Here is a 22,555-nt window from a genome sequence, read left to right on the forward strand (position 1 = left end):
TAAAGCGGAAACGAAAGATGGTGAACTAAAAGAAGTTTAAAAAAGGATGAAGAATATGACAATTTTAAAAGAAATGAATAATTTAGACTGGTTTGAGGTTTGTGCATTAGAAGATATTACGCCAAATACAGGTGTGGGTGCACTGATTGAAAATCAGCAAATTGCGATATTCCGTGTCGGTGAAGAAAAGCGGGTTTATGCACTGAGCAATCAAGATCCGTTTAGTCAAGCCTATGTTATGTCCCGTGGTATTATTGGTGACTTGCAGGGTGAGCGTGTTGTGGCATCACCCATTTATAAACAGCATTTCAGCCTTGCTACTGGGCGCTGCTTAGAAGATAAAGACCAAAAACTCTTGGTTTTTCCAAGCAAAATTGAAAATGGCCGTGTGCTGATTAGTCCAACTGCTCAAAAAACCTATATTACCAATAACGCGCCATCGTCTGAGTTGATGAAACTTGTTTTGGTCGGCAATGGCTTAGCAGGTATGCGTTGCTTAGAAGATCTGCTGGATATGGCGCCAGAGCGTTATGAGATTACGGTCATAGGTGAAGAGCCTTGGGGGAACTACAACCGAATTATGCTTTCACCTGTGCTTTCAGGCGATAAAACCATTGAAGATATCATGCTGCATTCACATGCTTGGTATAAAGACAAAAATATCCGTTTTGTAGCAGGTGATGCGGCGGTACGCATAGACCGTCCGCGTAAGCAGGTATACACAGAAAAGGGCTTGGTCATCGATTATGACCGTCTGATTTTAGCGACAGGTTCTAAGCCATTTATTCCGCCTATACCGGGAACTGACTTAAAAGGTGTTCTCAGCTTCCGTGATATTTATGATGTAAACCGCATGCTGGATTACTGTAAATCTAAGCAAAATGCAGTGGTGATTGGCGGTGGTTTACTTGGCCTAGAGGCTGCGTATGGCCTGAAACAGCGTGGCATGAATGTCACAGTGCTGCATTTGATGGACCGCATTATGGACCGTCAGCTAGATGAAAAAGCCAGCTTAATGCTCAATCATGCGATTGAACAAAAAGGTATAAAAATCATGACTGCAGCAAATACCCAAGAGTTGATGGGTGAAGATGGCCATGTGAAGCAGCTGCGTTTGCAGGACGATACTGTTTTAGATGCAGATCTTGTAGTTTTTGCAGTCGGTATTCGCCCAAATATTGCATTGGCGCAAAGTGCAGGACTGCGCTGCGGCCGCGGTGTCATGGTGAATGACACCATGCAAACTTTTGATCCGAGTATTTATGCGGTGGGTGAATGTATTGAACACCGAAGCCAAACTTTCGGTTTAGTTGAACCGCTTTGGGGACAGGCATTCATTTGTGCATCGCATTTGGCCGAACATGGCAGCTTAACCTTCAAAGCGCCTACGGTTCCGACGCAGTTAAAAGTCAGCGGCTGTGATGTTTTTTCTGCAGGCAACTTTGAACCGTTGGATGATTTTGAAGACATTATTTTGAATGATGAAAAACGCCAAATCTATAAACGCATTATTATTCAAAAAGATAGAGTGATTGGTGCTGTGCTGTTTGGCGATACTGAAGACGGGGCATGGTATGCAGAATTGATTTCAGATCAAACTCCAATTTCAAGTATCCGAAACAAATTGCTGTTTGGTAAGGATTTTGCATTAAAGAAAGCAGGGTAACGGAATCGCCCTGATAAAAAAAGATACAAGATTTAAATCGTCATTGGATACGCGATAACGTCATCCGCTGTTGTTTAAGGCAGGATTGCAGATGAATAGTCATGTATTTGCAATACATCTGTTAGAAGCCGGTAGTGGACGAGTTCAGCGGATGACAATGGTTTTGCCTACTTTTCCCGAAAGAAAAGTAGGTCGAACCGAATGTTGACCTTTAAATATAAACGTAAATGAAAAGACACCGATTTGAGCGTGTTAAGTGTTTAAAAAAGTTTGGAAAAGGAGCCAGCAGAAGTGAATAGCATCCCGATAGTGGAACTGCATAGCTCCACAGAAAATAAAATTAAAACAACGCAAACCACTTGTCCATATTGCGGTGTCGGCTGCGGCGTGAGCGCAACAGTTGAACAGACAGCTTTAGGGCAAAAAGTGAGCGTGACTGGCGATGCGAACCATCCATCAAACTATGGCAAGCTGTGCATTAAAGGCAGTAACTTAGCCGATACGATTGGATTAGAAACACGTGTTTTACAGCCGATGCTTGGGCGTCAAACATCACCATTTCATACTCGTCAGGCTACAGATTGGAACACAGCAACAGCACTGATTGCCGAAAAATTTCAGCAATGTATAGATCTTTACGGACGTGAAAGCATCGCTTTTTATGTGTCGGGCCAACTGCTGACGGAGGATTACTATGCCGTTAACAAATTTGTCAAAGGCTATTTAGGTACTGCAAATATTGACACCAATTCACGGCTTTGCATGTCATCGGCTGTGGCGGCACATAAGCGTGCATTTGGTGAAGACCTTGTACCAGCAAGCTATGAAGACTTTGAGCATACAGATATGGTGGTGCTGGTCGGATCCAATACAGCATGGTGCCATCCCGTGCTGTATCAGCGCATTATGAAAGCCAAAGAAGAACGTGATTTGTTCGTGGTGGTCATTGATCCGCGCTTTACCAGTACCTGTGAGGCTGCAGATTTGCATTTACCAATTTTACCGGGGCAAGATGTCGCACTGTTCAACGGTTTGCTGCAGTATTTAGTACAAAATAATCATAGTGATGTAGATTTTATCACCAAACATACTCAAGGTTTGGCGCAAGCGCTGGAGCAAAGTAAAACAGAAGCTTCTATGACAGCAGTTGCTGAGCGTACAGGTATTTCTTTAGAAAAATTACAGCTATTCTTTGAAAAATTTGCGCAAACTGACAAAGTTATGTCGCTATTTTCGATGGGGGTTAATCAGTCTTCGCGCGGTGTAGACAAAGCCAACAGTATTATTAACTGCCATTTGCTGACTGGCAAAATCGGAAAATTAGGTGCAGCGCCTTTTTCTATGACAGGTCAGCCCAATGCAATGGGTGGCCGCGAGGTTGGCGGCTTAGCCAATATGCTGGCTGCGCACTTAGATGTCGATAACACGGCGCATCAGGCATTAGTACAAGAGTTTTGGCAAAGTCCATTTATTGCCAATAAAGCGGGATTAAAAGCGGTTGATCTGTTTCAGGCGGTTGAAAGCGGCAAAATAAAAGTCATCTGGATTATGGCGACAAATCCTGTTGTGAGCTTGCCAGATGCAGATCAAGTCAAACGTGCCTTAGAGCAATGCGAGTTTGTAGTGGTGTCGGATATTTGCAAAGACACAGACACAGCAATATATGCAGATGTGCTTTTACCTGCATTGGGCTGGGGTGAAAAAGACGGAACCGTTACCAATTCTGAACGCCGTATTTCACGTCAAACTGCTTTTTTAGATGCGCCGGGTGAAGCCAGAGCAGACTGGTGGTCTATTGCACAAGTTGCGAAAAAGATGGGTTATAGCGGTTTTGACTACAGCAGCAGCTATGACATATTTATTGAACATGCAAAATTATCTGCTTATCAAAATGCGCCTTTAGATCAACGTGATACCACTGAGTCTTTTCGCTACTTTAACTTGCAGGGTTTAAGTAAGTTATCTGCACAAGATTATGCTGAATTAAAGCCCGTGCAATGGCCAGTTTGGCAGTTAGATCAGAGCGCTGATGCAGTCAGCCGTTTGTTTGCAGCAGGCCAATTCAGTCATGCCGATGCCAAAGCTAAGTTTGTAGCAACAACCGCTATTGACCCTTTGAACAAGATTTGCGGCGAATATCCGCTGGTTTTAAATACTGGCCGTATCCGTGATCAATGGCACACCATGAGTCGTACAGGTTTATCTGCAAACTTGAGTACACATATCGCCGAACCATTTTGTGAAATACACCCGCAAGATGCACTGAAGTTTGGTGTTAAAGATGGTGAACTGGTTGAGGTGAAATCTAACTGGGGCTTATGTATTTTACGTGCGCAGGTCAGCAATAAAATTCGGCGCGGTCAAATCTTTGCGCCAATTCATTGGAATGACCAAGTTGCATCGGATGCGCGTATCGGCAAAGTAGTGAATCCTGTGGTCGATGCGCTTTCAGGCGAACCTGAATTTAAACACACGCCTGTATTTGTGCAGCCGTTTTATATACAGTGGCAAGGTGTACTGTATGTACGTGACGGCTTTGAGCAAATGGTGCAAAACACCATTCAAAACACGGTTTGGTGGACCAAAATTAAAACAGCGAAAGCGACACGTTTTGAGTTGGCAGATCGTAAAAAATTTAGAAACACTGTCCAGCAGCTGAAAACATTACTGCCATTTACCGATGAAAGCTTTGAATGGCTGAATTTGGAAGATCAAACTGCCGATTTGAGTCATACCGTGGTGCTGCAAGATGGGCATTTAATTGCCAGTCTATATATTGCGCAACGCTCTATGCTGCCAGACCGTGATTGGATTGCTGGCATGTTTAAGCGTGAACGACTAAGCGCAATGCACCGCAAAGCGCTGCTGGCAGGTCAGCCGATGAACATGACCAACAGTGCAGGTCCGCTGGTGTGCAGCTGCTTTAAAGTCGGTAAAAATACCATTATCGAAACCATTAAAGAAAAGAATATTACCCATGAAAAACAAGTTACTGCATGTTTAAAGGCCGGCGGCAATTGCGGTTCGTGCTTATCAGAAATTCGAGGCTTAATTAAAGCCTGTCAGACGGAGTACGCAGAATGATGAAGAAAATCACCAAATCAGTAGGCTATCCAGAAACAGACTTGGTTATTTTGGCGGGCGGTCAAGCCCGCAGAATGAACGGTATAAATAAAGTTTTACAAAAATTTGATGATGAAATTCAGCTCATTAAGATTCATCAGTGTTTAAAATCACGGGCTGCAAATGTCTGGATTAACAGCCATCGTGACCATTCAATCTATGAATGCATGATTCCTTCAATAAAGCTGTATAAAGATGATGAAGCGGGTTTTTTAGGGCCGTTGATGGGCATGAAAAGCGCGTGGTCACATGTACAGTCGGATTATGTTTTGTTTGTCCCGTGCGATGTGACCTATATCCCGAAGAAAGTGCTTTCGAGACTGCATCAGGCCATGCAGCGGGATCCATTGTGTGAAGTGGCAGTTGTGGAAATTAATGGCAAAGCGCTGTATCCATTTTGTTTGCTGAAACGAAGCAGTCTCACAATGCTGCAAGCCCATCTTGATCAAAAACAGCGCAGTTTGAAGGGGTGTTTCAGTCAAATGCACATGCAAGTTGCACGTTTTCAAAATAATGCACTCTTTTTTCACAGTATTAACTCTTTAGATGAGCTGCAGCAGCACCGTCAGCTGAATTTTCTCTGAAAGCTGTACTTTTTGCGGAGCTTTCATTTTAAATGATGAGCCTAATGTGCTGTTTTTGAACCCAGAGAGAAAATCTACAGCCAATATGAAGCTTTTGAGCATGATATCTAGCGATAAAACAGACTAATTTTATACCTTTGATAATGGGCTTAACGGCAATTTATATTTTTAATTGCTATTAGTTGTTTGTAAGTTATTGATTTTGTATGTCAAAAAAACAAACCAAATCCTCTGAAATAAATATTCAAAAAAGCGCAAAGTTGGAACACTTATTGCTATTTTTACTGCAAGAAAAGAGGGCGCAAAATTTGTACTGAGCTAAGACAGGGCAAATGACAGCACCATGGAAGATAAACATGAACAGCATGACACAATTACAGCCAGCGACCATTTTTAAGGATCAGTTTGGCCGTGAAAAACGCAAATTGCGCATTTCAGTGACAGACCGCTGTAATTTTAAATGTGTCTATTGTATGCCTGAACATCCTGAGTGGATGAAAAAGCATAATCTTCTTAGTTTTGAATCACTTTACAATTTTTGTGAGTTTATGGTGCTGCGCGGGATTGATCAAATCCGGATCACCGGCGGTGAACCTCTTATGCGTCAAGGCGTTGTACATTTTATTGAACAGCTGCAGCAGCTCAGAAAGCTAGGCCTTAAACGTATTTCCATGACCACCAATGGACATTATCTGAAGCAATATGCACAGGCCCTAAAACAAGCTGGCCTAGATGGCATAAACATCAGTTTGGACAGTTTGTATGAAGCGCAATTTTTCCAGCTGACACAAAAACAATTACAGCCTGTATTAGAAGGTATTGAAGCGGCTCAGCAAGCGGGCTTTGAAATAAAAATCAATACCGTGTTAATGAAAGGTCTAAATGAACAGCAAATCATTCCATTAACAAAATGGGCGCTGCAACAAGGTTTCGAACTGCGGTTTATCGAGTTTATGCCGCTGGATGGTGATCAAAACTGGTCTAAAGCTGCGGTCGTTACCGAACAAGACATACTGGATAAACTCAAGACTGTTTTTGAAGTGCAAACATTGCACGGTCAAGGTGCGTCACCAGCCAGATCTTACTTAATCAACGGCTTGCCTATAGGTGTTATTTCAACCATCAGCAATTCTTTTTGCGGCAGCTGCGACCGTCTAAGACTGAATGCGCAAGGCGAGTTTTTTAACTGCCTGTTTGCCCGAAAAGGTTTAAATCTCAGCCATGAAATTCAGCAGCTGAAAAGCAGTAAAACAACAGAGTTAATGCCGCTCGATGCAATGGCTTTGCAGCAAAAATTAGGCAGTTATATTTGGCAGAAGGAGCAAGGCTTTCATGCCATAACTGCCCAATCCAGCCCATCTAGAAAAATCAGCATGCATATGATTGGAGGTTAAAGATGACTCATATCACCATCAAAATAGAATCTTTTGGCGCTATTGAACGCCTGCTGCCAGAGAATTTGAGTCTGACTTGCTTCGCACAGCAGTCGATTGCAGAGGTTTTGCAGCAAGTTACAGATCAATTTCCGGAGTCGTTCAGCATGCTTGAACGCTGCGCCTGCGCTATGGGAGAAGACATTGTGCCAAGGCAAACCGCATTGATGCAGGACAGTACCATTGTGCTGTTGTCACCTGTGGCGGGAGGCTGAATATGGAGCTCAAGCATATTTCACGCATACAAGACACGGTATTCAGCCAAGCCGATTTTGACAGCATTAAGGCATTTCCTGAATGCGGCGGTATAGGTGTATTTATAGGCGCGGTGCGTAATCACCATGAAGGCAAAGAGGTAAAAGCTTTGAAATATACCGCTTATGCGCCTGTGGCTGAAAAAATGATCCGGCAAATTGAACAGGAAATTCAAGCCAAATACGGCGTGTCATATGTACGGGTTGTACACCGTATTGGCGCGCTGCAGGTCGGTGATACCGCCATTATCGCCATGGCCTATGCGCCGCACCGACGTGAGGCTTTTGCTGCCTGCGAAGAAGCGGTTGAGCGGGTTAAGCATGAAGTTCCGGTCTGGAAAGAAGAGTTTTATATGGACGGCAGCAGCCAATATGTAGAGGGCTGCTGTATTCGTAAAGATCATGTGCCCAAGGCGACAAGTCATGCAGCGCAGCATGCTCATATTCATGGCGAGTCATGTGAACATGCACATCAAAACAGCCATCAGACCATGCATTTGAACGCCAATATTTACCAATGGCACCTATAAAACTCCAAATTTAATACTGCAGACGCAAATGAATAAGACAAGGACAAAGCAATGAAAAATGTGGGCATGAAAGCGGAAAGTTACCGTACAGCCATTGCAACTGGAATACTGCATGCACCGCCACATTGCATTGAACTGCTGCGTAATGGCAATACAGAAAAAGGCGACGCGCTGAAAACCGCACGTATTGCAGGTATTTTGGGCGCTAAACGTACAGATGAACTTATTCCGCTCTGTCATCCGCTGCCGATCTACCGTGCAGATGTGGAATATGAGTTGGGTGAAGCACAGGTCGAAATTATTGCCACTGTAGAAACCATTGGGCCTACAGGGGTAGAAATGGAAGCTTTAACTGCTGTCAGCCTTGCCGGTTTAACGCTGTATGACATGCTGAAACCGCACTGTGAGCCTGAAGATTTATGCCTAGATCAGGTGAAACTGCAAAAGAAAAAAGGCGGTAAATCACATTTTACCCGTGTATTGAAAGAAAGCTTATCAGCGTCGATTATTGTGCTTTCAGATACGGTTGCTGCCGGTAAAAAATCAGATACTGCAGGGCAAAATGTCCTCGAAATTTTAGAAGAAGCAAACTTCAGCAACATCAGCTATCAAGTGATACCGGACAGTCCTGAACAGCTTTTGGCTCTTATTGAACAGCATAAGACGCAATATCCGCTGATTTTGACCGTGGGCGGTACAGGTCTAGGCCAGAAAGATTTAACCGTTGAAACCATTCAGCCGCTGTTAAAACGGGAAATTCCAGGGCTGATGGAAGCATCCCGCAGTTTTGGGCAGAAACGCACCCCTTATGCGGCCCTCAGCCGCGGTGTTGCCGGCTATATTGATGACAGTTTAGTCATTACACTGCCGGGCAGCAGACAAGGCGCAAAAGAATCATTGATTGCCATTTTACCTGCCTTGGTGCATCTATTTGATGTGCAGAAGAATATTCCGCATGCAGGAGGCTACCAATGAACCAAGCCGTATTGCACGCAGGCTGCGGGGCCGAGGCTGGACTGATTTCAGTGGACGAAGCGCTTACGCTGATTCAGACACATACGCAAAGTTTAGCGCATGAAACTTTGGCGCTTCAGCACGCTTTAGGCCGTTATTTGGCGGCAGATGTGCATTCACCAATTCAGCTGCCTTTATTTGCGCAAAGCGCAGTGGATGGCTATGCCATTTGCGCAGCGGGTGAAATTAAACCCGGCGCGCAATTTAAGCTGATTGGAGAAATCCGCGCAGGGCAAACGGCTGAAATAAGCTTAAAAGCAGGACAAGCTGTCCGCATATTTACCGGCGCGCCGATACCTGAAGGCACGGCAACTGTAGCGCGGCAAGAAATTGTAAAGGCGGATAGACAGCAGATTGAACTGACTGCAGCCTTAAGCCCGCATGCAGATATTCGAGATGCAGGTGAGGAAATTTCATTTGGACAATGTTTAGCAGTGCGTGGTCAAAAGCTGACGGTTGGATCAATTGCAGCGCTCAGTATGGCTGGTATTTCACACTGCGAAGTTTTTGCCTATCCGAAAATTGCGGTCGTGATTACAGGTGATGAAGTTGCGCAAAATATAGAAGATTACCGTGCTGGTAAAATATTTGATGCCAATGCGCCGCTGATTTTAGTATGGTTTCAGTCGCAGCACGTCCAAGTTGAAGTGATTCATATTGCAGATGAAAAACAGGCGGTTTTAGATTTATTCAACCGTTTAAAAGACAGCTTTGATTTAATTTTAACGACTGGCGGCGTATCTGTCGGTGATTATGATTTTGTTCGGCCGGCAGCCTTGGACATCGGTTTTCAGCAAATTTTCTGGAAAGTGAAACAAAAACCCGGCAAACCGATGCTGTTTGCACAATATAGACGTCCTGACAGCAGTTCCTGTTATTTACTCGGACTGCCGGGCAACCCCGCTGCAGTCTATGTCGGCATGCAAATTTATACAGATAGATTATTGAAAGCCCTACAAGGTCAAACACCTGCGCTGGACTGGTTCAGCGCAGTCATGACACATGACCTAAAAGCAGATGCACGTGAGCGGTTTTTAAGAATGTCGGCGCACTTTGATAAGCAAGGCAAGCTTCAACTAACTAGCCTGTCTAAACAGCAGTCGCATATGTTGAGCAATTTAATGCAAGCTAATTGCATTGTTCGGATTCCTGCAGGGCAGTCTGTGCAAGCAGGACAAATTCTTCAAGGCGTATTTATTCAGCATTAGGAGTTTGCTATGCGATTCAAATTTATTTTAGCACTAGGACTGAGCTTCATTGCTGGCGCATCTCAGGCGGAAACAGTCAAAATTTATGCTGCAGCCAGTTTAAGCAATGCTATCAGCGATATTGCAAAGCAATATCAGGCACAGAATCCAGACATCAAAATTGTACCGGTATTTGGCGCGTCATCTGCTTTAGCCAAACAGATTGAAGCCGGTGCGCCAAGTGATTTGTATTTTTCAGCAGATGTGGACTGGATGAATTATTTGGTGCAAAAACAGAAAATACCTGCAAAGCAAGTATTCAACATGCTAAGCAATGATTTGGTGCTGATTACGCCTAAAGCGGTGAATATGCAATTTAAAGCCGTGCCGCAGTTTAATTTTGCCAAGGCATTCAAAGGTCACTTATGTACAGGGCAAATGGAGTCTGTACCTGCTGGAAAATATGCCAAACAAAGCCTAACCAAGTTGGGCTGGCTATCAAGTTTGAATGGAAGGATTGTCGGGACAGATGATGTACGATCGGCTTTGGCTTTTGTTGAACGCGGTGAGTGCCAAGTGGGGATTGTTTACCGTACCGATGCGCTGATCAGTTCTAAAGTTAAAATAGCCGGGATTTTTCCAAATCATACTCATCAACCGATCATTTATCCATTGGCTTTAACACATCAAGGCGCAGCTAAACCTGAGGCCGTGAAGTTTTACCGTTATCTTAAAGACCATGCGCAAAGCAAAATGCTTTTTAAGCATTATGGCTTTGGTGTGAAAGGCTAAAGCATGCTCAGCCCAGAAGAGTGGAGCGCCTTGTTTCTGTCGGCTAAGGTTGCCGTTTGCGCCACTGTATTTTGCTTGCCATTTGCTATTGGGCTGGCTTGGGTGCTGGCGCGCTATGAGTTTCATTTGAAATTTTTAGTCGAAGCGCTGTTACAAATGCCGATGGTGCTGCCGCCGGTGGTTTTAGGTTATCTGCTATTGGTGCTGTTTGGTTCAAATGGCTGGATCGGCAAGCTGCTCAATGAATGGGGCATTCAACTGGCTTTTAATTGGAAAGGCGCCGTTTTAGCATCCATGATTGTGTCATTTCCCCTGATTGTGCAGCCGATCCGTTTGTCTTTTCAAATGATTAATCAGCAGCTGGAGCAGGTTGCAGGCTCACTAGGCGCGCATCCGTTACGGGTATTTGCATCAATTAGCCTGCCGCTGGCATTGCCGGGCATTTTAATCGGCAGTATTTTAGGATTTAGCCGAAGTTTAGGCGAATTTGGCGCAACCATTACCTTTGTGGGTAATATTCCTGATGAAACCCGAACCATTCCAATTGCTATCTATTCGCTGATACAGCAGCCCAATGGCGAAGAATCCGCAATGCGTTTAGTGATCCTTTCACTGCTGGCGGCTTTTGGCGCATTGATTGCCAATTATTATATTTTACAGCGCTATCAGCGAAAACTCGGAGCCGGCCATGCTTCAGTGTGATTTTCAGTTTCAATATGCAGATTTTCAATTGCAGGCTCGGCTGCAGATGCAAGAACAGCTGCTTGGCATTATGGGGCCATCAGGCAGCGGCAAGTCTACGCTGCTGAAAAATTTGGTTGGTTTGCTGCAGCCGCAGCAAGGTTATATATCGCTGAATCAGCGTGATGTGTTCGATACGGCGCAGAAGATTAACGTGCCGATGCATAAACGCCATATAGCGCTGATTTTTCAAAAAGCATGGCTTTTTCCGCATATGAATGTGCAGCAAAATCTGCAATATGCGGAGAACTTAGGCGCTCAGGAAAATGCGAAATTTAAATTTGAGCAAGTGATTAATCTGCTTGAGTTACAGCCACTGCTCAAACGGCGGGCGCATGAACTTTCTGGCGGTGAGGCGCAGCGCGTTTCCATAGGACGCGCATTGCTGTCACAGCCTGACTTACTGCTGTTAGATGAACCGCTGACAGGACTGGACCGCAGGCTGAAAGATCAAATATTGCCATTTTTAAACACGGTGAAAGAACAGTTGGCGCTGCCGATGATATATGTTACGCATCATGGCGATGAGTTAGATTATTTAAAAGCCCATATTTTGTATCTAGAAAATGGTCAAATAAGTTTTTAAATAAATATAAATTATATAAGTAATAACAGTGAATTAGATGAAAAAATGGTATTAAGCTGCATCTTAAAGTTTTGATTAGAACTATGAAAAACTCATTTTCTAGATTAAATTGTTACAAAACAAGGGAGAACACAGCGTTTTCCCTTTTTTATTCCTAATGATCTTGGAAATAATGATTTGTACGACTGACCGTGCAGACAGGGAATCTAATCGATGCATGATGATAGCTTAGCCACACATAATTCAACTGCAAAACTGGGTGCAGGGCTATCTAATCGGCATATTACAATGATCAGTATTGGTGGTGTAATTGGTGCTGGACTGTTTGTTGGATCATCTGCTGCGATTGCAAAAGCAGGGCCTGCCGCCGTTCTTGCTTATATTACTACCAGTATTTTGGTTTTTTTAATCATGCGAATGTTGGGAGAAATGGCTGTAGCTCAACCTGACACCGGCTCATTTTCAACCTATGCAAGAAAAGCCATTGGGCCTTGGGCGGGCTTTACCATCGGATGGTTATATTGGTGGTTTTGGGTTTTAGTTATTCCAATTGAAGCAATCGCTGGTGCAGAAATTCTGCATGCATGGTTTCCTTCAATATCAAGTGCTGTATTTGCGACATTCTTTATTGTGCTTCTCAGTTTAGCGAACTTTTTTAGTACTCGGAGTTTTGGTGAGTTTGAATTTTGGTTTTCTCTGATAAAAGTCTTGGCTATTGTAATTTTTATCGGCATTGGACTCACCGCCATATTGGGGTTTTGGCCCTTAGCACCTAATGTAAGTGGTGTAGAAAATCTATTTAAAAATGATGGATTTATGCCAAATGGCCTGGGTGGTGTACTTTCAGCAATATTGATTTCAGCATTTTCATTCTTTGGTGTTGAAATCTTATCGATCGCTGCAGCAGAATCAAAAGATCCTGAGCAAAAAATTAAACGCGCAACCAATTTAGTGTTGTATCGAGTCATCTTATTTTTTGTGGTTTCAATTTTTATAACGGTTGCACTGGTAGATTGGCGTTCACCGCAATTACAACAATTAGGCACCTTCCAATATGTCTTGGTCAGTTTAAATGTCCCTCAATCAAAATTGATTATTGATTGTGTGGTCTTTATTGCGGTTGCAAGTTGTATGAATGCTGCACTTTATAGTTCATCAAGGATGCTATTTTCATTGGGGACACGCAAAGAAGCACCTCAATGGGTCACATCAATTAATGCCTCTGGTGTGCCTGCAATTGCAGTATTGGCATCGTCTGTAGTGGGTTTGGTTTGCTGTGCAGTCAACTATTTATTTCCAGGTCAAGTATTTGGATTTTTACTGTCTACAACAGGTTCAATTGCCTTATTGGTTTATTTAGTGATTGCATTTTCACAGCTTAAATTGAGAACACAAATCGAAAAAAATGGGACTGAGGTTGCGTTTAAAATGTGGCTATTTCCATGGCTCACATGGGCAGTCATTTTGGTGATCTTAAGTGTGCTGATCTATATGTTTTTATCTCCAGCCTACAGTTATGAAACTTCATTATCTTTAGGTGTTACGACATTGGTGGTGCTCTGCGGCTTAGTTGTGACAAGAAAAGCTAAGTTGAAGAATGATTCCGAACTAAATTAAAAAAGTTTCGCTGATAAAAATCGTAATCATGAACCAATGGATTGTCTTTAGAATGTGCCGTGTCAGGGGATTAAAGCGAATGCGTTACGTTATATCTCTATGGCAATCCATTTTTAAGACAAATTCAAAGATTCACTTGACCTTCGACCGACTCCAAGCTTTATAATCGTTAAAATTTTCTTGATTGATACAATATGCGTTCTGCGACATGGATAACAGTCTTAGTCGGATTGTTCATGTTCCAAAGCCTTTGGAACGTGGCAGCCGCTTTCTGTGTGCATGAAGAGCAAACCCAAGTTGTTCAAAGCTATCATTTTGGTCATCATCAAAATACCTTATGCGTCAGCAGTGAAACCAATCCACAGCATTCGTTGCATCAAGCATCTGATGAATCCAATAGCAAGCCAATCAAAAATACCGCAAGTGATCTCAACTCGGTGAAGATCATCAAGACCATTTGCCGTCTATGACGCATTTGATTGTACAAAACCAACAATCGATTCTTTTTATTGCACATCAGGCCTTTGAATATTCGCCAAAATTTGTTTGGACGAATCTTTATCAAGCGCCTGATCTCTTTCTGCAAACACCTCCTCCTGTTTATGCCCCGCTAATGGCGGGGTAGCCTAAAACATTCCCGCCACTTTTTTTTAATAAATGAGTGGGAAAAATCATGTCTTTATATTTTACGGCGTTTATACGTCTAGGCTTAGCTGTTGGTATTTCGACGGCCTTACAAAGTACGTTTGCTAAAAATGTCAGCAATTTCGAATCTGCATTTGCCAAGGTACAATACGACCAAGCACAAACAGATATTTGGCTACTGCCAGTGCTTTACCGCTGCCTTAATTCAGCTCGATCTCAATTACGGTTCATTCATTAGACAGAATGGATCGTATGGACTCAGGATTTATCAATATTTAAAATCAGCAAATCAGCATAAGCCGATATTCACCTGCATTTTCAACAGGTGCGCGGTGCACACAAGGTAAAACTGGCTGTGTAGGATGATCCACCGCTAAACGCCATAGATGACCATTGCCTAAATTTACAGGCACAGCATTGTCTTTGAGTTGATAATGTAAATCAAAAAAATATTCCTTTAAAAAGTCATCAAACTCTGAGTCAGGGCCATCGTATAAAGCTTTGAGTTGATCTCGTATTTCAGGAATTAAGATTTTTTGTGTGACTTGATCATTTGGCACAATATCACTGGAAGCACCATAATACGTACATAAAAAGGTATCGGTAGCGATGGGTGATCGATCAACATGAAAAGAATAAACATCGGTTGAGATGAAATCGAATTCATCATCGCGTTCATAACATTTAAGCAAATTCAGCGAGGGTGATGCACCAAATGCTGTTAATTGTTGCATGTCATTTAAAATGATTTCTCTAGCTAAATGACCTTGCGCTGAAAGCTTTAATTCCTTCAGATCATCTATGGAAATTTCGGTTATATTTTCAATCAGTTCGAGTTTTTCGACTATTTCTTTAAAGTCGCCTTGTAAGCTACGTTGCCAGCAAAGCGCATTCATTTGACCTTCAAAATGACGATGAATCAATTCAGAAAATGTAGTGACTACACCAATTTGAGGATACTGGGAAAAAGGATTGCTCATAAATAGGGATCAAATTAAATCTGAGGCGAAGATACTGCGTGCAAGGAATAGCTAGAAGGATTCACAGTTTTATTTTATCTTAAAACATAAACTGCTATACAAGATTATTCGAGCTTAGGTATTAATCGTTACGCTTTTTGTTTGGCTTTTTGGCGTAAGACATACAAATATAAATTTTCTACTTTTTCACGTGCCCAAGGTGTAGTACGTAGGAATCGTAGTGATGATTTAACGCTTGGATCTATGCAAAAACATCTAATTTCAATTTTATGGCTTAAGCCTTCAAAACCATCGTAGTAATCTAATAATTCATCCAAGATGTCAGCAAGTTTTTTGCCGTGTAAAGGGTCATTGGAGGTGCTCATATTAGATCAATCGTATTTTGGGAGACGATCATTATAACCTGAGCGAGTTGAAAAATGAGAGGGTTTGAAATTGAAATGTGATTCATATTCAATATTTAATACAGTTCCGAAGCTATTTTGCAAGACTAAGATTTCTTAAAAGCAAAGAAGCACTCTAGATAAGATCTTGGGTATGAAGATTTATAAGCGTAAAATCAATAAAAGAAGAATTGGCATTCAGAAAATGATTAATTTAAACAATTCGTTTTTAGTTAGTCAGCCTATACTTCTTTTGACTGTTTATATATGCAGAAATTTATAAGCATCGGTCAAGAAAAAACTCGGATTGAAAAGTCCGAGTCAGGTCTTATTTTTAATGACATGGTGTGCAAGTCATTTAAAAAATCTAAACGCTTAGATTATTTCCAAATAAATGGCGATTTCTTTTGTGCATTCTCAGCTTCATCGGTTGGTTCCAGTGTAATACCTGTGCGGTCTTTAAGTACACAGATTGCAATGAAAGCAATAACAGCCATAACCGTCAGATAGGTGCTTACCAAGAAAATGCCGTTAGCTTTAGTGATTAAAGCTGCAGCAATCAGGGGAGCAAATGCACCACCAATGATTGAACCCAGTGCATAAGTAATCGAAATACCAGAGAATCGAATAGATGCAGGAAAGAGTTCAGAATAATAAACAGCTTGCACACCATAGGTGATTCCAATTCCCATAGCGAGTATTGCTAAACCAAGCATAATGTATACATATTCACCAGTACTAACCAATGGGAATAAGAATAGTGCAGTTAAAATTTGGATGATTGAACCTAAAATATAAATAGGTTTTCGACCAAATTTATCGGACATGACTGCTGAAAGCCAAGTAAAAAATGTCCAAATGACTGCAGAAGTACAGACTAAACTCAAAATTGTTGGTCGATCTAACGCCATGCCATTTGGATTAGTAGTAAAACTTTGAATGAAACCGCCTGCTGTCATATAACCAAGTGAAGTTGTACCAGCAGTAAGAAGGGAAGCTGTTAAAATAAGTTTTTTATACTCAGAAAATAGTTCCCGTATTGGTTTTTTTGCTGTGCCTTTACGCTCTTTTAATTGTTCGAACACTGGACTTTCTTCAACTGAGCGACGAATCCAATAGCCTAAACCAAATAAAATAATACTGAGTAAAAATGGTATGCGCCATCCCCATTCTAAAAATGCGTCACCAGGAGAAACATAAGCGGTCATAATCACCAGAACAAAGGATGCAAGTAACAAACCTAGTGGTACACCTAACTGTGGAAATGAACTAAATAAGCCACGTTTTTTGGTAGGAGCGTGTTCAACAGCCATTAATACAGCTCCACCCCATTCACCACCTGCAGAAATACCTTGTAAAATACGCAATAAAATTAAAATGATCGGAGCTGCGATACCAATATTCTCATAGGTTGGAAGTAAACCAATCATGGTCGTTGTCCCACCCATCAAAAGCAAAGTCATAGCGAGTACAGCTTTACGTCCTAATTTATCGCCAAAGTAACCTGCAATAAAAGCACCAAAGGGTCTGAAAATAAAACTAATACCAATCGAGGCGAAGACTAATAGGGTTCCGAAAGCAGGTCCGGCAGGTGTAAAAAAAAGTTGGTTAAAAACTAAACCTGCAACAGCAGCATAAATAAAATAATCATACCACTCGATGGTGGTACCAACGATGGTTGCTAAAGCAATTTTCTGTGTACTCGATTGTTCGGGGATATCCAGTGCAAGTTCTGGTGTATTCATTTCTATTTGCGAATTATTCATGCGAAATTCCTTTTATTCATGTCCATATAACTACCTACTTTGATTAAAATGGCAGGTTGCTTGATGCAACCAACTGTTTCTATAACCATTGTTTTGTCATTCATTTTGCAACTTCCTGTGCAAAGCTATTATTGAAATATATTTGATACATTTATTATTTATTTTAATTTTAAAAAGTATCATTAATCGAATTTAGGTTGAAATTCATTATTCGTCAATGCTATTTACAAAAAAAAGATACAGATATATCTATGAAATAAAAAAAAGGAATCATATTGATTCCTTTTTTGGTTGAGTCGAAATTATACATCACGCTCGACAAGCGTTAAGATGTCATAGGTTGCAACCAATTCACCACGTTGGTTTTTCACTTTAATGTCCCACACCACCACGCCGTGAGGTTTTTGTTCTGGATCACGCAAGGTTTTTGGTGTTTTTTGCTTACAGGTCAGTTCCACTTGAATGGTGTCGCCAATTTTGACCGGCTCTACAAAACGTAAATTATCCATACCGTAATTGGCAATAACAGGGCCTGCTGCGGCATCTACAAATAAACCGGCTGCTGCAGATACAATAAAGTAACCATGCGCAACGCGTTCACCAAATAATGATTCTGCAGCGGCAATTTTATCCATATGTGCATAGAAATAGTCGCCACTCAAACCACCAAAATTAACGATATCTGCTTCGGTAATGGTGCGGCGTGCTGTTAGTAAACGCTCACCAATACGCAGTTCATCAAATGACTTTTTAAATGGATGCACGCGATCTTCAAAGACTTGTGCACCTGCTGTCCAGCGATGACCAATTTGGGTTAACACATTTGGTGAGCCTTGTAATGCTGTACGTTGCATATAATGTTTGACTGCACGTAAGCCTCCTAATTCTTCACCGCCACCTGCACGACCAGGACCACCATGGACTAAAAGTGGTAGGGGTGAACCATGGCCAGTACTTTCACGCGCACTTTCCGTATCTAAAATATGCAGACGACCATGCCATGGTGCAATTTTTGCAACCAAGCTTTCAATATTTTCATCCGCATTGCGTACAATGGATGCCACCAAACTGCCTTCACCTTTTGCAACCAAGGTTGCCAACTCGCTTTCTGTGCTATACGGCATCAGTGTCACCACCGGGCCAAAGGCCTCAACCTGATGGACGTGTTGTGCATCAAGTGGTTGACGGCAAAGTAAGACTGTAGGTGGATATAAGGCTGATTTTTCATGATATGCACCATTTACCGTGATATCTTGGCGTAAATGACTGCCAAAAATAATGTCAGCATCTTGTGCCAATATTTCGACTTTTTCTGCAACATCGAGCTTTTGTTTATAGCTCGCCAAAGCACCCATCGTCACACCTTCTTGGCTTGGATCACCCAACACGACTTTTTTTAGCTTCTCAATCAAACGCTGTTGCACCGTCTCTAATAAAGCCGTAGGGACAAATGCTCGGCGAATCGCGGTACATTTTTGTCCGGCTTTGGTGGTCATTTCACGGAAAATTTCACGGACAAACAAATCAATGCTTTCATCTGAGGCTTGGGTTGTCAGGATGGCACTGTTGACTGAATCGGCTTCCATACTAAATGGAATGGAATAGGCATTTAAATGCGGATGTGCACGTAATTTTTGTCCCGTAGAGGCAGAACCAGTAAATGTCACGGTGTCCTGTTCATTTAAATGTTCAAAGAGATCGTAGGTTTGACCGCAGATCAGCTGTAATGCACCTTCAGGCAAGAAACCACTTTCATGAATGGCTTTCACCACCGCATGGGTCAACTGAGCACCTTCTGTTGCAGGTTTTACAATACACGGCACACCCGCCAATAAAGTCGGTGCAATTTTTTCCAACATGCCCCAAATCGGGAAGTTAAAGGCATTGATATGTACTGCTACGCCGGCTTTGGGACTCAGTAAATGCTTGGCACCAAATGAACCGTGTTTAGACAGTTGAATAAAATCATCTTCAATCCAAACTTTTTCATCGCTCAGCTCACGGCGGACTAAACTTGAGTAGGCAAATAATGTGCCGATACCACCTTCGATATCAATCCACGCATCTTTACGTGTACAGCCCGTTGCTGCGGCAAGGGCATAATAGTCTTCTTTACGTTCCAATAAGTACTGTGCAATTTGCTTTAATGCATTGGCACGTTGATGAAAGGTCCAATTGGCAACACTTGAACCATGCGTTTTGGCATATTGCACCACGGCTTGAGTGTCAATGCCATGACTACTGACTTGGTAAATGGCTTGACCTGAAATGGCGTGAAATACTGTACGTAAGTCTGCTGATGCAACGTGTTCTTGTCCAAGAACCAATGAACTTAAGCGCAATAAAGATTCCGATGGCTCATATTTGCCATCCACTGAAATGGTATTGTCTTGTGAATTTTGCTCAAGATCCAACATCGATATAACTCCATTTATGATACGTTGTTAATGTTAAATTTATAATATGTGTTTCATAAATTGCATTCAAAAAAACAGATTGTCAATCAAATTCCCTGTTAAAAAAATTATTTTTTAGTATGAAAAAAATATTAATTAAATAAAAACAATATCTTATTAATAGGTGTTAAAAATATTTATATGATACCAATAAAAATCATTTGAATTATTTTTTGTATCGTATTAATTTAAATCTAACAACACTTGGGATAAGTGAGACAACATGAACACGCAACAACAAAGATTTGATGACAACATTGTCAATAATGTATCGATTGAGCCAAAGGATTGGATGCCAGACGCTTATCGTAAAACTTTAATTCGCCAAATTGGACAACATGCACATTCTGAAGTGATTGGTATGTTGCCAGAAGGCAATTGGATTACCCGTGCGCCCACCTTAAAACGTAAAGCGGTATTACTTGCCAAAGTACAAGACGAAGCAGGTCACGCGTTATATCTCTATAGCGCAGCTGAGACCTTAGGCGCAGATCGTGACGATATGATGGATAAACTGATTGCAGGTCGCATGAAGTATTCATCAATCTTTAATTATCCAACCTTAAGTTGGGCAGATGTTGCAGCCATTGGTTGGTTGGTCGATGGCGCGGCGATTGTCAATCAGGTTGCTTTATGCCGTACCTCGTATGGTCCTTATGCACGTGCCATGGTGCGTATTTGTAAAGAAGAAAGTTTCCATCAACGTCAAGGCTTTGAAGCCATGATGCGTTTAGCAGAAGGCACACCTGAACAAAAACAAATGGCGCAAGATGCAGTCAATCGTTTTTGGTGGCCTGCACTCATGATGTTTGGTCCAAGTGATGACAATTCACCGAACAGTGAACAAAGCATGAATTGGAAAATTAAGCTGTTTAGTAATGATGCCTTACGTCAAAAATTCGTGGATAACACCGTGCCACAAGTTTTACAGCTTGGTTTAACTGTGCCAGATCCAGACCTGAAGTGGAATGAAGAGACCGGTCATTATGAGTTTGGTGAAGTGAATTGGACTGAATTCTTTAATGTGATCGCAGGTAAAGGTCCATGCAACCATGAACGTATTGAAGCACGTCGTAAAGCATGGGAAGGCGGCAAATGGGTTCGTGATGCAGCAGCAAGCTATGCCAAAAAACAACAGCAATTCAATGATACGCGCAAAATTGCATAAGCATTTAAGTCATCAATGACATACAGGAAGTTTAATCATGGATAACAAAAACAATTGGTCTTTATACGAAGTCTTCGTACGTAGCAAACAAGGTTTAAGCCATCGACATGTGGGTAGCTTACGCGCACCGGATGATGAAATAGCCTTACAAAATGCGCGTGACGTGTATACCCGTCGCAACGAAGGTATCAGTATTTGGGTGGTCAAATCTGAGTTAATTACTTGTTCACAACCAGATGAAAAAGCGGAGTTTTTTGAACCACATTTGGATAAGGTTTACCGTCATCCAACCTTTTACAACATTCCACACGGCATTGAGCATATGTAATTGGAGGATCACAGCATGACCAATAAAGTTTTATCCGAATTTCTGTTACACATTGGTGACAGCCAACTGATTTTGTCACATCGTTTAGCAGAGTGGTGTGGGCATGCACCTGAACTTGAGCTTGATATCGCACTTGCGAATATTGGCTTGGACTTATTAGGTCAGGCACGTACTGCGCTTTCACTGGCAGGGAGTATTGAAGGTTTAGGACGTGATGAAGATCGTTTAGCGTACTTCCGAACTGAGCGTGAATATCGCAATTTACTGCTCTGTGAACAACCCAATGGCGACTTTGCACAGACCATCGTACGTCAATGGTTAATGGATCATTATCATGCCTTGTTATTTGCCGCGTTAAGCAATAGCAACAATGCCGAACTGTCTGCCTTTGCGATTAAGTCTCTCAAAGAAGTGAAATATCACCAACGTTTTTCTACAGCTTGGATGGAGCGTTTAAGCCTGGGTACGCAAGAAGCGCATGACAAGGTGCAACATGGTTTAAATCAATTGTGGCGTTTCACCGAAGAGCTATTTGCACTGACTAACGATGAAAAACAATTGGTAGAAGCCGGCATTGTTCCTGACTTAACAATATTACCTGCGAAATGGTTAGAACTGATTCAATCGGAATTAACGCGTTTCGAGCTACAACTACCACAAGAGGGAGCCTACCGTAGCGGAGCCAAGCAAGGTTTGCATACTGAACATTTAGGTTATGTCCTTGCCGAGTTGCAATATTTACAACGCAGCTATCCAGAGATGGTGTGGTAATCACAGCGTTCACAGGGAGTGAGTGACATGAACCGAATTCAACACGTTGAGCAGCAATGTTGGGAGATTTTACAACAGGTGTCTGACCCAGAAATTCCGGTGTTATCGGTCTTGGATTTGGGCATGATTCGTGGTGTAGAACTCAATGCAAGCCAAGAGATTGTGGTGCGTTTGACCCCAACTTATAGCGGTTGTCCTGCCACTGATTTACTCAAAGACGAAATCAAAACAGCGTTGTTGGCGCATGACATTCACCCTGTCAAAGTGGTGGTGGATTTATCTGAGGCATGGACCACGGATTGGATGAGTGAATCAGGTAAAGAAAAGCTACGTGAATACGGTATTGCACCACCACAAGGTTCATCTCATCTGTGTGGTACGCATGTGGCGCTGACGGATGGCGTGGCTTGCCCACATTGTGGCAGTGTAAATACACAGCTGTTAAGCGAGTTTAGTTCTACTGCATGTAAAGCCTTATACCGCTGCCAAGACTGCTTAGAACCCTTTGATTACTTTAAATGTATTTAATCT

The 22,555-nt window shown here is 42.2% G+C and carries 22 protein-coding genes; 18 read left to right on the forward strand and 4 right to left on the reverse strand.

The features are described from left to right. Positions 1–55 precede the first annotated feature (55 nt). From nirD to FTT92_RS09685, 14 genes are all read left to right on the forward strand, one after another. The gene (gene nirD, locus FTT92_RS09620) at positions 56–1,666 is read left to right on the forward strand and encodes a nitrite reductase small subunit NirD (RefSeq protein ID WP_180171995.1); all 1,611 of its coding nucleotides are present in this window, start codon (positions 56–58) and stop codon (positions 1,664–1,666) included. Positions 1,667–1,957: 291 nt separating this feature from the next. Then, positions 1,958–4,750 carry a nitrate reductase gene (locus tag FTT92_RS09625; protein ID WP_180171996.1) on the forward strand — a complete coding sequence of 931 codons (2,793 nt, stop codon included), beginning with the start codon at positions 1,958–1,960 and terminating at the stop codon, positions 4,748–4,750. Continuing rightward, positions 4,750–5,373 carry a molybdenum cofactor guanylyltransferase gene (locus FTT92_RS09630; RefSeq protein WP_373683052.1) on the forward strand — a complete coding sequence of 208 codons (624 nt, stop codon included), beginning with the start codon at positions 4,750–4,752 and terminating at the stop codon, positions 5,371–5,373. The genes FTT92_RS09625 and FTT92_RS09630 overlap by 1 nt, the downstream gene beginning before the upstream one ends. 356 nt (positions 5,374–5,729) lie before the next feature. Next, positions 5,730–6,767 carry a GTP 3',8-cyclase MoaA gene (gene moaA / locus FTT92_RS09635; RefSeq protein ID WP_180171997.1) on the forward strand — a complete coding sequence of 346 codons (1,038 nt, stop codon included), beginning with the start codon at positions 5,730–5,732 and terminating at the stop codon, positions 6,765–6,767. A 2-nt stretch (positions 6,768–6,769) separates the two neighbouring features. Then, on the forward strand, positions 6,770–7,021 hold the full coding sequence (locus tag FTT92_RS09640) for a MoaD/ThiS family protein (RefSeq protein WP_180171998.1): 252 nt from the start codon (positions 6,770–6,772) through the stop codon (positions 7,019–7,021). A gap of 2 nt (positions 7,022–7,023) precedes the next feature. Further along, positions 7,024–7,590 (forward strand): molybdenum cofactor biosynthesis protein MoaE, encoded by a 567-nt coding sequence (locus tag FTT92_RS09645; protein ID WP_180171999.1) that lies wholly within the window; start codon positions 7,024–7,026, stop codon positions 7,588–7,590. Positions 7,591–7,641: 51 nt separating this feature from the next. Further along, a complete protein-coding gene (moaCB, locus tag FTT92_RS09650) occupies positions 7,642–8,565 on the forward strand; it encodes a bifunctional molybdenum cofactor biosynthesis protein MoaC/MoaB (protein ID WP_180172000.1) in 924 nt (307 codons plus the stop codon). Next, the gene (locus FTT92_RS09655; protein WP_180172001.1) at positions 8,562–9,812 is read left to right on the forward strand and encodes a molybdopterin molybdotransferase MoeA; all 1,251 of its coding nucleotides are present in this window, start codon (positions 8,562–8,564) and stop codon (positions 9,810–9,812) included. Before moaCB ends, FTT92_RS09655 begins: the two co-directional genes overlap by 4 nt. Positions 9,813–9,821: 9 nt before the next feature. Then, a complete protein-coding gene (gene modA / locus FTT92_RS09660; protein ID WP_180172002.1) occupies positions 9,822–10,583 on the forward strand; it encodes a molybdate ABC transporter substrate-binding protein in 762 nt (253 codons plus the stop codon). A 3-nt stretch (positions 10,584–10,586) separates the two neighbouring features. Beyond that, positions 10,587–11,285 (forward strand): molybdate ABC transporter permease subunit, encoded by a 699-nt coding sequence (modB, locus tag FTT92_RS09665; protein WP_180009449.1) that lies wholly within the window; start codon positions 10,587–10,589, stop codon positions 11,283–11,285. Continuing rightward, a complete protein-coding gene (locus FTT92_RS09670; RefSeq protein ID WP_180172003.1) occupies positions 11,272–11,910 on the forward strand; it encodes an ATP-binding cassette domain-containing protein in 639 nt (212 codons plus the stop codon). Before modB ends, FTT92_RS09670 begins: the two co-directional genes overlap by 14 nt. 213 nt (positions 11,911–12,123) lie before the next feature. Beyond that, on the forward strand, positions 12,124–13,527 hold the full coding sequence (locus tag FTT92_RS09675; protein WP_180172004.1) for an amino acid permease: 1,404 nt from the start codon (positions 12,124–12,126) through the stop codon (positions 13,525–13,527). A gap of 194 nt (positions 13,528–13,721) precedes the next feature. Further along, on the forward strand, positions 13,722–13,997 hold the full coding sequence (locus FTT92_RS16805) for a hypothetical protein (protein ID WP_306672619.1): 276 nt from the start codon (positions 13,722–13,724) through the stop codon (positions 13,995–13,997). A gap of 203 nt (positions 13,998–14,200) precedes the next feature. Beyond that, positions 14,201–14,410 carry a hypothetical protein gene (locus tag FTT92_RS09685; protein ID WP_180172005.1) on the forward strand — a complete coding sequence of 70 codons (210 nt, stop codon included), beginning with the start codon at positions 14,201–14,203 and terminating at the stop codon, positions 14,408–14,410. Positions 14,411–14,453: 43 nt separating this feature from the next. Here the strand turns inward: FTT92_RS09685 and FTT92_RS09690 are convergent, their stop codons facing one another. The 4 genes from FTT92_RS09690 to paaZ all read right to left on the reverse strand — a co-directional run bounded on the left by FTT92_RS09690 (position 14,454) and on the right by paaZ (position 19,718). After that, positions 14,454–15,152 (reverse strand): DUF1826 domain-containing protein, encoded by a 699-nt coding sequence (locus FTT92_RS09690; RefSeq protein WP_180172006.1) that lies wholly within the window; start codon positions 15,150–15,152, stop codon positions 14,454–14,456. A gap of 128 nt (positions 15,153–15,280) precedes the next feature. Further along, complete coding sequence (locus FTT92_RS09695) at positions 15,281–15,517, reverse strand: VF530 family DNA-binding protein (protein WP_180172007.1); 237 nt, start codon at positions 15,515–15,517, stop codon at positions 15,281–15,283. Positions 15,518–15,915: 398 nt separating this feature from the next. Then, positions 15,916–17,301, reverse strand: coding sequence for an MFS transporter (locus FTT92_RS09700; protein ID WP_180172008.1), 1,386 nt, complete (start codon positions 17,299–17,301; stop codon positions 15,916–15,918). Between the two features lie 302 nt (positions 17,302–17,603). Then, the gene (gene paaZ, locus FTT92_RS09705) at positions 17,604–19,718 is read right to left on the reverse strand and encodes a phenylacetic acid degradation bifunctional protein PaaZ (RefSeq protein ID WP_180172009.1); all 2,115 of its coding nucleotides are present in this window, start codon (positions 19,716–19,718) and stop codon (positions 17,604–17,606) included. A 262-nt stretch (positions 19,719–19,980) separates the two neighbouring features. Here paaZ and paaA point away from each other — a divergent pair, with 262 nt between their 5' ends. Genes paaA through paaD form a run of 4 tightly spaced genes read left to right on the forward strand, consistent with a single transcriptional unit; the run spans position 19,981 to position 22,552 of the window. After that, complete coding sequence (gene paaA / locus FTT92_RS09710; RefSeq protein ID WP_111884663.1) at positions 19,981–20,925, forward strand: 1,2-phenylacetyl-CoA epoxidase subunit PaaA; 945 nt, start codon at positions 19,981–19,983, stop codon at positions 20,923–20,925. 37 nt (positions 20,926–20,962) lie between these two features. Then, a complete protein-coding gene (gene paaB / locus FTT92_RS09715) occupies positions 20,963–21,253 on the forward strand; it encodes a 1,2-phenylacetyl-CoA epoxidase subunit PaaB (protein WP_078193737.1) in 291 nt (96 codons plus the stop codon). Between the two features lie 15 nt (positions 21,254–21,268). Beyond that, entirely contained in the window at positions 21,269–22,024 is a 756-nt protein-coding gene (gene paaC / locus FTT92_RS09720) for a 1,2-phenylacetyl-CoA epoxidase subunit PaaC (protein WP_078193736.1), read from the forward strand. Positions 22,025–22,051: 27 nt separating this feature from the next. After that, the gene (paaD, locus tag FTT92_RS09725; protein ID WP_180172010.1) at positions 22,052–22,552 is read left to right on the forward strand and encodes a 1,2-phenylacetyl-CoA epoxidase subunit PaaD; all 501 of its coding nucleotides are present in this window, start codon (positions 22,052–22,054) and stop codon (positions 22,550–22,552) included. Positions 22,553–22,555 lie beyond the last annotated feature (3 nt).

It is taken from the genome of Acinetobacter sp. YH12023, from assembly GCF_013420135.1.
Classification (GTDB): domain Bacteria; phylum Pseudomonadota; class Gammaproteobacteria; order Pseudomonadales; family Moraxellaceae; genus Acinetobacter; species Acinetobacter amyesii.

Coding starts and splice junctions, on each gene's coding strand:
- FTT92_RS09640 (WP_180171998.1), top strand. CDS start 6,770: ATGACTCATATCACCATCAAAATAGAATCTTTTGGCGCTATTGAACGC.
- paaC (WP_078193736.1), top strand. CDS start 21,269: ATGACCAATAAAGTTTTATCCGAATTTCTGTTACACATTGGTGACAGC.
- FTT92_RS09700 (WP_180172008.1), bottom strand. CDS start 17,301: ATGAATAATTCGCAAATAGAAATGAATACACCAGAACTTGCACTGGAT.
- FTT92_RS09690 (WP_180172006.1), bottom strand. CDS start 15,152: ATGAGCAATCCTTTTTCCCAGTATCCTCAAATTGGTGTAGTCACTACA.
- paaD (WP_180172010.1), top strand. CDS start 22,052: ATGAACCGAATTCAACACGTTGAGCAGCAATGTTGGGAGATTTTACAA.
- nirD (WP_180171995.1), top strand. CDS start 56: ATGACAATTTTAAAAGAAATGAATAATTTAGACTGGTTTGAGGTTTGT.
- FTT92_RS09685 (WP_180172005.1), top strand. CDS start 14,201: ATGTCTTTATATTTTACGGCGTTTATACGTCTAGGCTTAGCTGTTGGT.
- paaA (WP_111884663.1), top strand. CDS start 19,981: ATGAACACGCAACAACAAAGATTTGATGACAACATTGTCAATAATGTA.
- moaCB (WP_180172000.1), top strand. CDS start 7,642: ATGAAAAATGTGGGCATGAAAGCGGAAAGTTACCGTACAGCCATTGCA.
- FTT92_RS09655 (WP_180172001.1), top strand. CDS start 8,562: ATGAACCAAGCCGTATTGCACGCAGGCTGCGGGGCCGAGGCTGGACTG.
- modA (WP_180172002.1), top strand. CDS start 9,822: ATGCGATTCAAATTTATTTTAGCACTAGGACTGAGCTTCATTGCTGGC.
- modB (WP_180009449.1), top strand. CDS start 10,587: ATGCTCAGCCCAGAAGAGTGGAGCGCCTTGTTTCTGTCGGCTAAGGTT.
- FTT92_RS09670 (WP_180172003.1), top strand. CDS start 11,272: ATGCTTCAGTGTGATTTTCAGTTTCAATATGCAGATTTTCAATTGCAG.
- FTT92_RS09695 (WP_180172007.1), bottom strand. CDS start 15,517: ATGAGCACCTCCAATGACCCTTTACACGGCAAAAAACTTGCTGACATC.
- FTT92_RS09675 (WP_180172004.1), top strand. CDS start 12,124: ATGCATGATGATAGCTTAGCCACACATAATTCAACTGCAAAACTGGGT.
- paaB (WP_078193737.1), top strand. CDS start 20,963: ATGGATAACAAAAACAATTGGTCTTTATACGAAGTCTTCGTACGTAGC.
- paaZ (WP_180172009.1), bottom strand. CDS start 19,718: ATGTTGGATCTTGAGCAAAATTCACAAGACAATACCATTTCAGTGGAT.
- FTT92_RS09645 (WP_180171999.1), top strand. CDS start 7,024: ATGGAGCTCAAGCATATTTCACGCATACAAGACACGGTATTCAGCCAA.
- FTT92_RS16805 (WP_306672619.1), top strand. CDS start 13,722: ATGCGTTCTGCGACATGGATAACAGTCTTAGTCGGATTGTTCATGTTC.
- FTT92_RS09630 (WP_373683052.1), top strand. CDS start 4,750: ATGAAGAAAATCACCAAATCAGTAGGCTATCCAGAAACAGACTTGGTT.
- moaA (WP_180171997.1), top strand. CDS start 5,730: ATGAACAGCATGACACAATTACAGCCAGCGACCATTTTTAAGGATCAG.